At 38.4% G+C, this 13671-nt stretch carries 10 protein-coding genes; 4 read left to right on the top strand and 6 right to left on the bottom strand.

All coding sequences use genetic code 11. The annotated features are described in order from the left end of the window. Window positions 1-147: 147 nt before the first annotated feature. From serA to D1839_RS10320, 3 genes are all read left to right on the top strand, one after another. Window positions 148-1734: a phosphoglycerate dehydrogenase gene (gene serA / locus D1839_RS10330; RefSeq protein ID WP_120379825.1), complete on the top strand. Its 1587-nt coding sequence runs from the start codon at window positions 148-150 to the stop codon at window positions 1732-1734. Between the two features lie 722 nt (window positions 1735-2456). Then, the gene (gene nhaC / locus D1839_RS10325) at window positions 2457-3887 is read left to right on the top strand and encodes a Na+/H+ antiporter NhaC (protein WP_120379824.1); all 1431 of its coding nucleotides are present in this window, start codon (window positions 2457-2459) and stop codon (window positions 3885-3887) included. Between the two features lie 319 nt (window positions 3888-4206). After that, window positions 4207-4911: a GNAT family N-acetyltransferase gene (locus tag D1839_RS10320; protein ID WP_120379823.1), complete on the top strand. Its 705-nt coding sequence runs from the start codon at window positions 4207-4209 to the stop codon at window positions 4909-4911. A 604-nt stretch (window positions 4912-5515) separates the two neighbouring features. Here the strand turns inward: D1839_RS10320 and D1839_RS10315 are convergent. Further along, on the bottom strand, window positions 5516-6310 hold the full coding sequence (locus D1839_RS10315) for an HAD family hydrolase (protein WP_120379822.1): 795 nt from the start codon (window positions 6308-6310) through the stop codon (window positions 5516-5518). 147 nt (window positions 6311-6457) lie between these two features. Between D1839_RS10315 and D1839_RS10310 the strand changes: the two genes are divergently transcribed. Further along, window positions 6458-7552 (top strand): branched-chain amino acid aminotransferase, encoded by a 1095-nt coding sequence (locus D1839_RS10310; protein ID WP_120379821.1) that lies wholly within the window; start codon window positions 6458-6460, stop codon window positions 7550-7552. Window positions 7553-7991: 439 nt separating this feature from the next. Here D1839_RS10310 and htpG read toward each other — a convergent pair whose 3' ends face one another. The 5 genes from htpG to csaA all read right to left on the bottom strand — a co-directional run bounded on the left by htpG (window position 7992) and on the right by csaA (window position 13584). Continuing rightward, entirely contained in the window at window positions 7992-9872 is a 1881-nt protein-coding gene (htpG, locus tag D1839_RS10305; RefSeq protein ID WP_120379820.1) for a molecular chaperone HtpG, read from the bottom strand. 83 nt (window positions 9873-9955) lie between these two features. Continuing rightward, window positions 9956-10903: a nucleoside hydrolase gene (locus D1839_RS10300; RefSeq protein WP_120379819.1), complete on the bottom strand. Its 948-nt coding sequence runs from the start codon at window positions 10901-10903 to the stop codon at window positions 9956-9958. 356 nt (window positions 10904-11259) lie between these two features. Further along, window positions 11260-11529 (bottom strand): hypothetical protein, encoded by a 270-nt coding sequence (locus tag D1839_RS10295; protein ID WP_120379818.1) that lies wholly within the window; start codon window positions 11527-11529, stop codon window positions 11260-11262. 242 nt (window positions 11530-11771) lie between these two features. Then, window positions 11772-13175, bottom strand: a complete 1404-nt coding sequence (locus tag D1839_RS10290; protein ID WP_286164777.1) for an FAD-binding oxidoreductase — start codon at window positions 13173-13175, stop codon at window positions 11772-11774. A 79-nt stretch (window positions 13176-13254) separates the two neighbouring features. Beyond that, window positions 13255-13584: a chaperone CsaA gene (gene csaA, locus D1839_RS10285; protein WP_120379816.1), complete on the bottom strand. Its 330-nt coding sequence runs from the start codon at window positions 13582-13584 to the stop codon at window positions 13255-13257. Window positions 13585-13671: the final 87 nt, after the last annotated feature.

The following is a 13671-nucleotide window of genomic DNA, read 5'->3' as shown; positions in this document are numbered from 1 at the left end:
ATATATTTTATAAATACATTCAACAACATTTTTATAGAGTTACTTATTTCTTCTAAGATGTAATCATATCTTGGAAGTTAGCAATCTTTTTAATTGGGTTAATAAAGTACATCTATTGTAAAACGAATTCTATTGGGAGGAAGAGAGATGGGATTTAGAGTATTAATAGCAGATCCTTTGAGTGAAGAAGGAATTACACCATTACTGGAATCAGACGAAATTCATCTTGATTTTGGGACAGAATGGACAAATCAAGAACTGCTTGAACGAATCTCCGATTACGATGCACTATTAGTACGAAGTCAAACACAGGTAACCCGTGATCTTATTACGAAAGCATCGAATTTAAAAATCGTTGGTAGAGCTGGTGTAGGTGTCGATAATATCGATTTAGATGCTGCTACAGAGCATGGAATCATTGTGGTCAATGCACCGAACGGAAATACAAATTCCGCTGCTGAACACACAATGGCAATGATGATGGCTCTGTCTAGAAAAATTCCACAAGCTTATCTGTCTCTCAAAAACAGACAGTGGAACCGAAAAAAATATATTGGCATCGAACTAAAAAATAAGACATTAGGTATTATCGGCCTTGGTCGAATCGGCGCAGAAGTTGCTTATCGAGCAAGGGGGCAGCGTATGAACATTATAGCTTACGATCCGTTTTTAAGTGAAGATCAGGCAAATAAATTAGGAATTAAAAAAGGGAACCTAGAAGACGTGTATCAGCATGCTGATTTTATTACCATTCATACACCATTATTAAAAGAAACACGACATCTTTTAAACAAACAGGCTTTCGAAGCGATGAAAGATGGTGTTCAGATTATTAATTGCGCTCGAGGCGGAATTATTGATGAGGAAGCACTGTATGAAGCAATCCAAGCTAAAAAAGTAGCTGGAGCTGCTCTCGACGTGTTTGAAGAAGAGCCATTTTATGAGCACCAACTATTAGAGTTACCTGAAGTAATTGCTACCCCTCACTTAGGTGCAAGTACGATTGAAGCACAGGAAAGTGTCGCTATTGATGTGAGTGAAGATGTAATCCGCTATATGCATGGGGAAGCAGTTCGGAATCCAGTCAATCTGCCTTCTATCCCTAGAGAAGCTTTAAGTGAAATTGAGCCCTATTTCCTCTTAGCGGAAAAACTTGGTCAGTTTCTTATACTTTTAGCAGATGAGCCCGTTGAACAGATAAATCTTTACTATTCTGGAGATGTGGCTAAAACAAAGATTGGTCCAATTACGCGAAATGCGGTAAAAGGGCTGTTAACTCGCCACTTGGGAGACCATGTAAATGATGTAAATGCACTTTATCTTGCGGAAAAAAGAGGCGTAACCATTCATGAAAGCAAAACTTCTTCAACACAAGGCTTTACGAATTTAATTCGAGTCGAAATAGTTACCAAGTCCAAAAAGAGAAGTGTAGCTGGAACATTGCTTAACGGGTTAGGGCCAAGAATTGTTAAAGTAGACCATTATAGCGTTGATGTAACACCAAAAGGGCATCTTTTAGTTATTCATCATCAAGACCAACCTGGTGTTATCGGTAAAATGGGTAGCCTCTTAGCTACAAAGCATATTAATATTGCAACTATGCAGGTAGATCGTGCAGATATTGGAGGCAACGCCATTATGGTGATGACTGTGGACCGGCATATTGAAAAGGATGCGCTGGAAGCTTTGAAGCAGCTAGAAGAAATTCATGATGCCATTTCTATAGATCTTTAAAAGGCTTATTTAAATAGCCGGACATAAGCACATACTATATAGCAAAAGCCGAACTATCTTTTTATAATTGTTCGGCTTATTTGCACTATAGGAAAGTATAAGGTTTTTTTGGTTTATAGTATAAGAAAGCATAAAACTTGTTACTTTTGGATATCGATAAAACGGATTAGCCACGTCCGGCTCCATCGCCCAGCAACTAGGCAACTTCACGAATCGCCCTACGATAAGTCATCATTGGTTCGTATCCTCACCATGATTCCTAAAACTTTAGGTGCTTCGTTCCAGTTGCTACGTTGCTAAACGGGCGCTTGCGCCTTTGTTCCAAAAAAAAATTATATCACCGCTATGGCAAATATTTCATTTCCGCAAGTCTCCTCAGCTTCATTGGAAAATAAAAATTGCTTTCCTTTAGAACCTTTAGCTCCGCTGTTCCCGCATGACCACGCTAAAACTTGCGTATTCAAAATTGGCGATTTATGGTTCGTTTTTTTTAATCAGCTGCTTTAATTATCCCTCTTTTGCTACTGTTTAACGAAGCTAGGTTCCATTTAACTCTATTCCATAGCACCTCAGTGTTCTACCCTGCTCACTTCTATATTTCTTGTTTATTATCCACCCCACTATTCATCATATTTTTATTAAATTGACAATTTCCCGATTTCTAATTAAAATGAATTTTATCGTTTTTAAAAATAAGCATCATTTGGAAAGGAGTCTTCTTCATGACTGATATTCCTAAAAAAGAAATTAGCGTTTGGTGGGCACTAATAACTCTAGTCGTTATGATTGTTGCCATGGTGTTAACAATTGTCGTTTTCCAGGGAGAGCCGCACATACCGCTTATTATAGGCACAGGAACAGCTGCACTTGTAGCTTGGAAGCAAGGATATACTTGGAAACAAATAGAGGAAATGATGTTTCGGGGTATACGATTAGCACTTCCTGCTATCATTATTATTATGCTTGTCGGCTTAACCATTGGCGCATGGATTGGAGGCGGTATTGTGGCTACAATGATCTATTACGGCTTGAAAATTATATCACCGTCTATGTTTTTGGTAACGATTACAATTATTTGTGGTGTTGTTGCATTAACGGTTGGAAGCTCCTGGGCAACGATGGGAACGATTGGTGTTGCTGGGATGGGAATAGGCATGAGTATGGGCATACCAGCGCCTATGGTTGCAGGTGCGGTCATTTCAGGGTCTTATTTTGGAGATAAGATGTCCCCGTTATCAGATACTACGAATCTCGCCTCTGGTTTGACAAATACAGATTTATTCGTTCATATTAAACATATGCTGTATACAACAGTCCCGAGCTTGATCATTGCTTTGCTTGTTTTTGCATACATAGGGAAAGATTTTGGAAAAGATACGATTGAAAACGAAAGGATTGCCCAAACGATTGCTGATATGCAGACAAATTTTGTCATATCGCCATATCTGTTGCTAATCCCATTGCTTGTCATTGTGCTCGTTATGCTCAAAGTACCTGCTGTCCCAGCCATAGCAACTGGGATTATCATGGGTTTTTTCTCACAAATATTTATCCAAGGAGATGCTTCATCCTACGCCCTGCAAGTGTTGCAAAATGGTTATACGATTGATACGAACAATGAAATGGTTTCCGAATTATTTAATCGCGGTGGGTTAATGTCTATGATGTATACCGTATCGATGACTATCGTTGCAATGACATTTGGTGGTATTATGGAGTATTCTGGAATGCTAAAAGCGATGATGGATCAACTATTAAAGGTAGTAAAATCCACTGGAAATTTGATTGCTTCTACATTAGGAGCAGCCTTCTTAACAAATGCAACCTGCTCAGAACAGTATATCTCTATCGTAGTTCCATCCAGAATGTTCGCTACCGTATATAAAAAGAAAGGTTTACATTCAAAAAATTTATCACGTTCTTTAGAAGATGGAGGAACATTAACTTCTGTCTTTATTCCTTGGAATACATGTGGGGTGTTTATTTACTCAACATTGGGAGTACACGCATTTAACTATGCACCTTATGCTATTTTAAATTTCACTGTTCCAATTGTTGCGCTTATTTATGCCTATACTGGATTCACCATTACTAAAATAGAAAAACCATCTCTCCCATTGCATACCGAAAAGGCAAAAGAGGTTAGCGGTTAAAATAAAGTGAATCTTCAATCAGTAGGTTTCATGGATCCCCACGGCTTGTTTGTACCATAACGGTACGGCCTAAAGGTCGCTTACGAAACAGGACATTTAGGTGCTGTTATATCCCACTTAGACTTGTGGCAGTACAGATTATCCTATTCTTAAGGGCGGGGCTTACAGAGCCTTATAACAGGTTACACGGTAACATAATAACACAAGGAGAGTAATTTGTTACACTGTGTATTACTTTAAATAACGGAGCACAGTTAGAGCCTCAAGGAATGATGAATATATTACAAAAATTAACCGATTATACAAAGTAGGTGACTGCATGAATACATCAATTATCGCAACAGGAAAACTACCCTCAAAGGAGCAACCCTTTTATGTTCGCTTCTTAAACAAGCAAGATATTTTTGAGATTTTACATTTACAAAATATAGTACGAAAATCATTGGAAGTAGCTGATTTTCTTCAACCACTAACGGTTCAAGAGTACGAGTATATTTTAAGTGGAAAGGGGTCTATGATCGGAGTGTTTGTAGATGATCGGTTAATTGCCTTTCGAGCTATGCTGATTCCAGAAAAGAATGACACGGAACACTTAGGGATCGATCTCGGACTAAACGAATTACAGCGTCAGAAAATGCTTTACTCTGAAATATCAAATGTCCATCCAGATTTCAGAGGCAACCGCCTGCAAACTTATATGGGAAAATTATTATTCTCGCAAATTGACCAACAATCATTTCAATATGTAGCCACGACGGTTGCTCCATTTAATATTGCTAGCTTAAAAGACAAACTTGCTTTAGATATGAAAATTCATGCTTTAAAAGAAAAATACAATGGTAAACTACGATATATTTTATTTCGTGACCTCCGTGCAACTAAAAACTTAGAATCATATACTGATAAACAAGAAGTTAACATGAATGATATTGCAAGACAGCAACAGTTATTGCAACTAGGCTACCATGGAAATTCTATCTATCAAACGAATAACACCTATTCGGTTACATACGTAAAGTATTGAAAAGTGTTTGGCGCTGATGGGAACAAAAAGAAGTAGTGTGTTGGCGAATGTTGCTGAAATCTCTACAATCGCCCCTTGTCAACAGATACAGGACTTAGCTTTCTCTCTAAATATAGTAAATCCTCCATCAGTGGGGGGTGTTTTCATTCCCCGCTGGATTGTTAGTACTACTTGGGTATGACTTGGCCTAAATCCCCTTTCGGTGCTGTTATCCCGCGTAGACTTGTTAGAGTATGGCAATATGGCAATCTTTAATTCTTGGATTGGGACTCTTACAGCACCTTTATGTGGGTTAATATACAGCTGAAAACCGTTTGGATCAGCGGATTTTCAGCTTTTTTATCTCGTTGAAAATACTCTTGCATACTACTACTTTCCGTAGCATGTCATGCCATAGTTCAAATATACCGCCTTTTCCTGAGCATATCGTGCTGTGATTTAAGTATACTGCTTTTCTTTTGCGAGCATGTCATAATCATAGTTCGAGTAGACTTCTCCTCTTTTCAAACAAGCTCCTTCAAGGTTCGAACTTTCTACCCCTTTTCACTCATTTTGTAACCGGATGAAGCAAGCAGTTAGCAGCTACGCTCTTATGCATTAAAGATTAAGCTTCCTTTAGCTGTGCATTCACCACATCGGTCACCTGTGATAAGTTTTCTACTTCAAAAGTAGGTAATCCATTACTCTCCTTCTTCTGCCTATTAATCCAAATCGAGGCCATCTCGATATGGGAAGCGCCTAATATATCTGTATTTAAATTATCTCCTATCATGACTGTTTCGGTTTTATCCACGCCCAATTTCGCAAGCATATGTTGAAAAATGGTAGGATCTGGTTTCCCTCTGCCAAATGCCCCGGAGACGACAATTTCGTCAAAATAAGGTTCTAATTGTGGCGTCATATCTAATTTTGTTTGCTGTAAATCTGGTGAACCATTCGTTAATAGCGCCAGTTTATAATTGGCACGTAAAGCATCTAATACAGCGAATGTATCCCTAAACACGAATGGTTTTTGCTTTCTAAGCTGCGGAAATGCATCCGCCAATTCTGCAGCCAACGCCTCATCCCGAATACCGGACTTCTCCAAGCCTTTTTCCCAAGCTGCATGTCGATAAAATGGAGCAATCTCTTTTAATTTCTCAAATTCTTTCCCTTCATCTTGAAACTCTCCCCAAAGTCCTTCAAACGGATTAATACCAATCATTTGTGTAAACGAGTACGTTGGAAAAGATGCATATAAGGCACACGCCTCCTTTCTAACATTTCGCTCCAAATGTTCTGGGTCTAGTTCGGGATGAATTTCTTTGGCCATATGACAAACTGCTTTAAATGATTCAGCAACACTTTTTTTATCCCATAAAAGTGTATCGTCCAAATCAAAAATGATTGCTTTAAGCATCCATACATCCCCTTTTTTTCAGCATATATTAATTTAAAGTATACAACAGTTTAAGAAAAATAGAAAAACTGACTATTTAGGGTTGATTTTATTGAAAATATAGACTAATATAGTTATTAAAATTTTTACAGCTAAGGGGATAGTATCATGGAAGAATGGACAGTTAAAATAAATCGTTCTGCAGTAAAGAAAGAAAAGCCTCATACAGATCAACTAGAATTCGGAAGAGTATTTACCGACCATATGTTTGTCATGGATTATTCAGAGCCTCTAGGTTGGCATGATGCCCGTATTATTCCATACCAGCCTTTAAGCATTGATCCATCAGCAATGATTTTTCACTATGGCCAATCTGTTTTTGAAGGGTTAAAAGCATATCAAACGCCAGAAGGAGAAATCCAATTATTTCGCCCAGAAAAGAATTTACAACGGTTGAATAAATCCAATGACCGTTTATGCATTCCAGCGGTTGATGAAACCTTTATATTGGAAGCTTTAAAGCAGCTAATCTATTTGGATAAAGAGTGGATCCCGGTTGCTGAAGGAACTTCCCTTTATATCCGTCCATTCATTATTTCTACAGAACCCTATATTGGTGTAGCGCCTTCGCATCAGTACAAGTTCGTGATTATTTTATCACCTGTTGGTGCTTATTATAAAGAAGGAATTAACCCGGTGAAAATTGCGGTAGAAAACCAATACGTTCGGGCTGTAAAAGGTGGAACCGGCGAAGCAAAAACTGGGGGAAATTATGCATCAAGTCTCAAAGCACAGGAAATTTGCGCCCAAAAAGGATTTGCACAAGTGCTCTGGCTTGATGGGGTGGAAAAGAAATATATTGAAGAAGTCGGTAGCATGAATGTGTTCTTTAAAATAAACGGAAAAGTCTATACTCCTGCACTAAATGGAAGTATTTTGGAAGGCGTTACGCGGAATTCCGTTATACAATTGTTACAACACTGGGATATTCCTGTTATTGAAGAAAGAATATCCATGGAAGATGTATATCAGGCATATATAGACGGTAATTTAGAAGAGGCTTTTGGTACAGGAACAGCAGCGGTTATTTCTCCCATCGGTCAACTGAGCTGGGAAGGCAAGGATTTAATTATTAACGATTCTAAAACTGGTAAGCTAGCTAAATCATTATATACGACTCTAACTAATATTCAATACGGTAAAGAAGCAGATCCATTTAATTGGGTAGAAAAGGTTAGCAAAGCATATGCCGTGAAACAATAAATGCACTTATTTTATAGAACTCAAATTATCATCGGCAATGGAATGGGAAATAGATTCCAATCATTTATCGTAGCGATTAAGATTTATATATCCCCCACAAGTGATTAGGACTAAGCAAACAGTGCAATTCTAAAGACGAGCAAAAAATTACGTGAACAAAGGCGCAGAGCGCCCGTTTAGCAACGTAGCGACTGGAGCGAAACAACTAAAGTTTGAGGAATCATGGTGAGGCACGAACCAATGATGACTTATCGTAGGGCGCTTTCGTGAAGTCGCCTAGTTGCTGGGCGATGAAGCCGGACGTGGCTATTCGGTTATTTCCTTATCCCCAAACACCTCATTATTTTATAACTTTCTTATCTATAGAAAAATAAACCAGACGCAGTTTCCTTTATTGGGAGAAAAACGTCTGGTTTTCTATTATTCGTGCTCTTTTAATTTAAACCATCACTTTACAAATATCGTTGGTAAAGGCAACTGGATCATTTACAGGCATGCCTTCAATTAACAGCGCCTGATTATATAATAGGTTCGTGTATAGCTTTAATTTTTCCTTATCATGATGATGCGCCTCTTTTAATGCTTGAAATACTTCATGGTTCACATTAATTTCTAAGACTTTATCCGCTTTTATTTGCTGATTATTCGGCATTGCGTTTAACACTTTCTCCATTTCCAAAGAAATATCACCGTCTGCTGTCAAACAAACAGGATGTGATTTTAATCGTTTGGAAGCCCGGACATCTTTAATTTTATCTCCCAAATGCTCCTTCATCGTAGCAAATAGTGCTTTATTCTCTTCCTGACTCTTTTCATCTGCTTCATCATTTGATTCATCCTCTAAGCCGAGATCACCACTGGAAACAGACTTGAATTCTTTTTCTTTATAGTCCCGCATCATCTTAATAGCAAATTCATCCACTTCTTCCGTGAAATATAAAATTTCATACCCTTTATCTGCTACCATTTCCGTTTGCGGTAACTTCTCGATACGATCAATGGATTCGCCTGCAGCATAATAAATATAAGCCTGATCTTCTGGCATACGTTGTACATATTCGTCTAAAGTAACTAGTTTCTTTTCCTTTGAGGAATAAAACATAAGCAGATCCTGCAATGTATCTTTATTGGCACCGAAGTCATTATACGCACCAAACTTCAGTTGTCTGCCAAATGCATGGTAAAATGTTTCATATTTTTCACGATCATCTCGTAATAGGTGCAGTAGCTGCGTTTTAATTTTCTTAGTCATATTTTTGGCGATGACTTTTAGCTGTCTGTCGTGCTGTAACATTTCTCGAGAAATATTTAAGGATAAATCCTCTGAATCTACCATTCCTTTAACAAAGCTAAAATAATCTGGCAGCAAATCAGCACATTTATTCATGATTAATACGCCATTGGAATAAAGTTCAAGGCCTTTTTCAAATTCCTTTGAATAATAATCAAATGGGGCATTTTCCGGAATAAATAAAATAGCATTATAACGCACTGTACCATCTACATTAATATGCATGGATTTTAACGGTTTATCAAACCCATACCGTTTTTCCTGATAAAATTTAACGTAATCCTCTTCGGTTAATTCACTTTTATTCTTTTTCCAGATTGGTACCATGCTATTAATGGTTTCTTCTTCTACATAATCTACGTATTCTTCACTTTCATCATCTTTCGGCTTGCTTTTCGTAATATCCATTTTAATCGGATAACGAATAAAATCAGAATACTTTTTAATGATTTCCTGCAATTGGTACTCGTCTAAAAAGGCATCAAACGAATCTTCTTCTGTGTTTTCTTTAATTTTTAGTGTAATTTCAGTTCCTATACGTTCTTTATCAACAGGGGTAATAATGTAACCGTCTGTTCCAGTGGACTCCCATTGATAAGCCTGATCGCTATCCACAGATTTACTAATAACCGTTACTTTATCTGCCACCATAAATGCAGCATAAAAACCGACACCGAATTGCCCGATAATATCATGACCATCTTTTAGCTCGGTATCATTTTTAAATGCAAATGACCCGCTTTTAGCTATCGTGCCCAAGTTTGTTTCTAATTCTTCTTTTGTCATACCGATACCTGTATCAATGACTTGCAACGTACGTTCCTCTTTATTAGGGATAATTTTAATAAAATAATCTTCTTGGTTAAAGGTTAAATTTTCGTCTGTTAAGCTGCGGTAATACATTTTATCCATCGCATCACTTGCATTGGATATCAGCTCTCGTAAAAATACTTCACGTTGGGAATAAATTGAATTAATCATTAATTCTAGTAAACGTTTCGATTCTGCTTTAAACTGCTTTTTTGCCATATAATCCTCTCCTCTACTTAAACTCATATGTTTTAATACCATAAACGATAAATTCTGTCAATATTCCAGCACAAGCTGCCTTTTTAGTCATTATGTTGCTGTCTAGCTAACTCTGTCATGTACGTAAAAAACATGTCGCGCTCTACTTCATAAACGAGGTTTACTTCACGTCCCTCTTTATGTAGTTCCGTTCTACCTTGACTCTTACCATCTGGGTGAACGATACACCGCACTGTTTTCTTCTTTACTAACTCTGCTTTTCCTATCGTTGTGGTTGTAAGTACATCCCATAAAAAATACGTTGAATTCGTCTGGAAATGGACAAGCGGCGGTACCACTGCATAGCATTGCCCTAAGAAGTCAATTCCTATATCCGCTCTTTCTTGCGCCCACCTATTACGAACATCAACCGTTAACGGTACTTGATTTGTACTCTCTAATGCAACCAAATCAATGGTCATTTGGCTATCCCAAACTTTTTTTGCAGCTTCAGGGTCCCAAAAGGCATTCCATTCAGCAGTTCCATCATGTTCTGGTTCCTCCACATTTCCAGTAGGTAAAAACGTTCCCCCCATCCAAACAAGCTTTTCAATCTGCTTCTCAATGTCAGGCGCCTCTTCCAAAGCTCTCGCCAAATCCGTTAATGGACCAACAAAAAGTAAAGTAACCGGTTCATCGCTATTTCGAAGCGTTTGAATCAAATGCTGGTCCGCCGGTAACTCCGCTTTTTTCGTTTTTATCGGCAACTGCTCATTTAATATTGGCAGCGCATCTACATAAAAAGCATGCATCCGCCAATCCTTTGGAAAAGGATTCTTCCCACGTGATGTGGAAGCTGCCACTTCAACCTGTTTCCCTTTCCCGAACCGGTCAATGATTTTACGACTTGCGTACATAGCAGGTTCCAAATAACAATCTGCTGGGGTGACACCAACACCTACTACATCTACATCGTCCATTTGCAATAGTAGAAATAATGAAACTAGGTCATCAACGCCGCCATCATGGTTTAAATACACTTTCTTCTTCATCGATACGAACGACCTCCTCGAATTAATTAACTTACCATGTACATACGACTTATTGTCTCAAGTTTCACAGTTCTTTACAAATAATACAATGAACGTACATTAGCCTATGTTGATAAATCATGTCGAAAATGATATATCCAAAAAAGCATCTCCCCGATAAAAGAGAGATGCAGTTTATAAAATGAATCTGCAATCAGTGATGTTCATTCTCCCCACACGTCTTGTTAGTACCGTAACGGTATGAAAAACAGGACACCTAGGTGCTAGTTATCTTCCACTTAAAATTGTTGCGTTCAGATTATCCAACTCCTGAAGTTGGAGTCTTACAGCACCTTATATACGGGGATAAATTTATTTTAAGGCTGATTTTGTCGGAATTCTTCAATTTCCTGTCTAGCGTTATGCAATTTTTCAAAGGTCTGTTGAAATTGTGGATGATCTAACGCGTCCTCACCTGCTTGAATTTGGGTACTTTTCAATAGGTGATCCAGCTGTAACAACTGATCTTGTGCTTGCAGTAATTCTTGTTCGTCCCCATTCGTTTTAGCTTGCTGTATAAGCTGATAAGCATTAGTAAATTGCTGTGCAGCTAACTCTAGTTGCTGATGTAACGCTTGCTTTTCCATTATATAACCTCCCAAACGTGTCAAAATGCTTGCCATGTATGATGTGTAATGATATATGTATTGTTTTTCCCAAAAACATTACTTTCATACGTTGGGTAAGAACTATATATACTTTTAACGAGCCCAGCACTTGCAACGTTCATTTACTCTATTCTAAACTTCATCTCAAACTCACCCCTTGCTAACACAAAACAGTTATAAGCGTCCACTACCACGATGTGGAAGGAAATCTAAAAACTTGTTTAGGAATTCCCGTTAACAGAGCCATGCTGGAATGAATCCGTTGAAGCAAATATTTTACCAGGATTAAAAATATGCTGCGGATCTAAACTGTTTTTTATCCTTTTCATCACTTCAAAGGCTGCTCCATGCTCTGCCAGTTGATATTTTGCTTTGCCAACCCCAACACCATGTTCACCAGTACATGTTCCGCCACATGATAAAGCATAGGAAACAATTTGCTCATTTACTACATTTGCTTTCGCGACATCTTCAGGATTTTGAGGATCAATCATCATTATAATATGATAATTGCCGTCGCCAACATGTCCCACGATCCCTCCTGGAAGCCCTGAAGCCTCCACCGCATCTCTCCCATGTTTAATAGCGTTTGCTAATTGAGAAATGGGCACACAAACATCTGTTACCATCTGCTTTTTTCCTGGATAATGATGCAAAAAAGCGTACGCAGTTTGGTGTCGCGCTTCCCACAATTGATTTCTACCTGCAGTATCTGCCAAAAATGCTAAACCTTGGCATTGGTGTTCCTTTAAAATTTCCGTTATAAAGGCAACGTCTTCTTGGAGCCCCGACTCATTTCCGTGAAATTCAATAAAAATTGTCGGCACTTCCAAATAATCCGTATTACTAAATAAATTGATTTGTTTCATAGATGGTGCATCTACGAGTTCCGCCCTAGCAACGGGAATACCAGCTTGTAAAATGTGAATGACAGCCTCCACCGCATTATCTAACGTAGTAAATGCCGCTCTTCCTGCCACTACTTTTTCTGGTATTCCGTGTACTTTTAAAGTAAGTTCTGTAAAACAACCAAGCGTCCCTTCTGAGCCAATGAACAATCCATTTAAATGCAATCCTGAAGAAGATTTAGCCGCCATATTCCCTGTATGAATGACACTACCGTCTGCTAATACTACTTGCAAATCCCGAACTTGATCGCGCATTACACCATACTTAACAGATGTTGTTCCACTGGCATTTGTCGCTGCCATTCCTCCTAGCGTTGCATCTGCCCCAGGATCAACAGAGAAAAATAATCCGTACGTTTTTAACTCTTTTTCCAATTGTTTTCTGGTAACCCCAGGTTGAACTTTAACTAAAAAATCAGCCGGCCGTACTTCCAGGACTTGATTCATTAAGGAAAAATCAATCATAATTCCTCCTTGGTTTGGGATAACACTGCCTTCTAAACTCGTCCCTAGCCCAAATGAAACTACTGGCACGTTAAACTTAGCAGCCAGCTTCACGACACGACTTACTTCTGTTGTCGTTTTCGGAAAAACAACCATATTTGGTAAAGCTGGTGTATGGTAAGATTCATCTGTGCTGTGCTGCTCTAATATCGTCGCATTATCACTTATTCGATCCGGTGGAAGTATCTGCTTTAACTCATTTGTAAATCCCAACCCTATCTCCCCATTTTCCATTAATTGAAATAATCAAAAAATAACTTTTAAACATATTCTCTTGCTGATTTCACCATCCTTATGAAATCCGTGTGCCGTTTGCTACTTCCATATCAGGCGCTAATAAGATAACATCCCCTTGCTCAGGCACTCCGCCTAACACAAGCACTTCGGACTTAAAGCCAGCTATTCTTAAAGGTGGAAAATTAACAACGGCTGCTACTTGTCTTCCTATTAAATCTTCTGGCTCATAACGCTTGGTAATCTGCGCAGAAGATTGTTTTATGCCCAATTCCCCAAAGTCAATCTCTAGCTTAATTGCAGGTGTTCTTGCCTCTGTAAAAGGTTCTGCCTTTTTTACCGTTCCTATCCGCATATCCAATTGTTGAAAATCTTCTATACCCGCCATGTTAAACGCCTCCATTTTAAATTATTATCTTTAAATCGCGGTGTAGAGTGTGATAACACCTTACATTCTAAAGCAAATCTTCCATCA

This window comes from Roseburia sp. 1XD42-34, assembly GCF_009917385.1.
GTDB lineage: Bacteria > Bacillota > Bacilli > Bacillales > Amphibacillaceae > Virgibacillus.
This window is presented reverse-complemented; position numbering and strand designations above follow the sequence as displayed.

Bases quoted from the DNA above. Each gene is read 5' to 3' on its own strand.
- serA (WP_120379825.1), top strand. From the start codon at position 148: ATGGGATTTAGAGTATTAATAGCAGATCCTTTGAGTGAAGAAGGAATT.
- nhaC (WP_120379824.1), top strand. From the start codon at position 2,457: ATGACTGATATTCCTAAAAAAGAAATTAGCGTTTGGTGGGCACTAATA.
- D1839_RS10320 (WP_120379823.1), top strand. From the start codon at position 4,207: ATGAATACATCAATTATCGCAACAGGAAAACTACCCTCAAAGGAGCAA.
- D1839_RS10315 (WP_120379822.1), bottom strand. From the start codon at position 6,310: ATGCTTAAAGCAATCATTTTTGATTTGGACGATACACTTTTATGGGAT.
- D1839_RS10310 (WP_120379821.1), top strand. From the start codon at position 6,458: ATGGAAGAATGGACAGTTAAAATAAATCGTTCTGCAGTAAAGAAAGAA.
- htpG (WP_120379820.1), bottom strand. From the start codon at position 9,872: ATGGCAAAAAAGCAGTTTAAAGCAGAATCGAAACGTTTACTAGAATTA.
- D1839_RS10300 (WP_120379819.1), bottom strand. From the start codon at position 10,903: ATGAAGAAGAAAGTGTATTTAAACCATGATGGCGGCGTTGATGACCTA.
- D1839_RS10295 (WP_120379818.1), bottom strand. From the start codon at position 11,529: ATGGAAAAGCAAGCGTTACATCAGCAACTAGAGTTAGCTGCACAGCAA.
- csaA (WP_120379816.1), bottom strand. From the start codon at position 13,584: ATGGCGGGTATAGAAGATTTTCAACAATTGGATATGCGGATAGGAACG.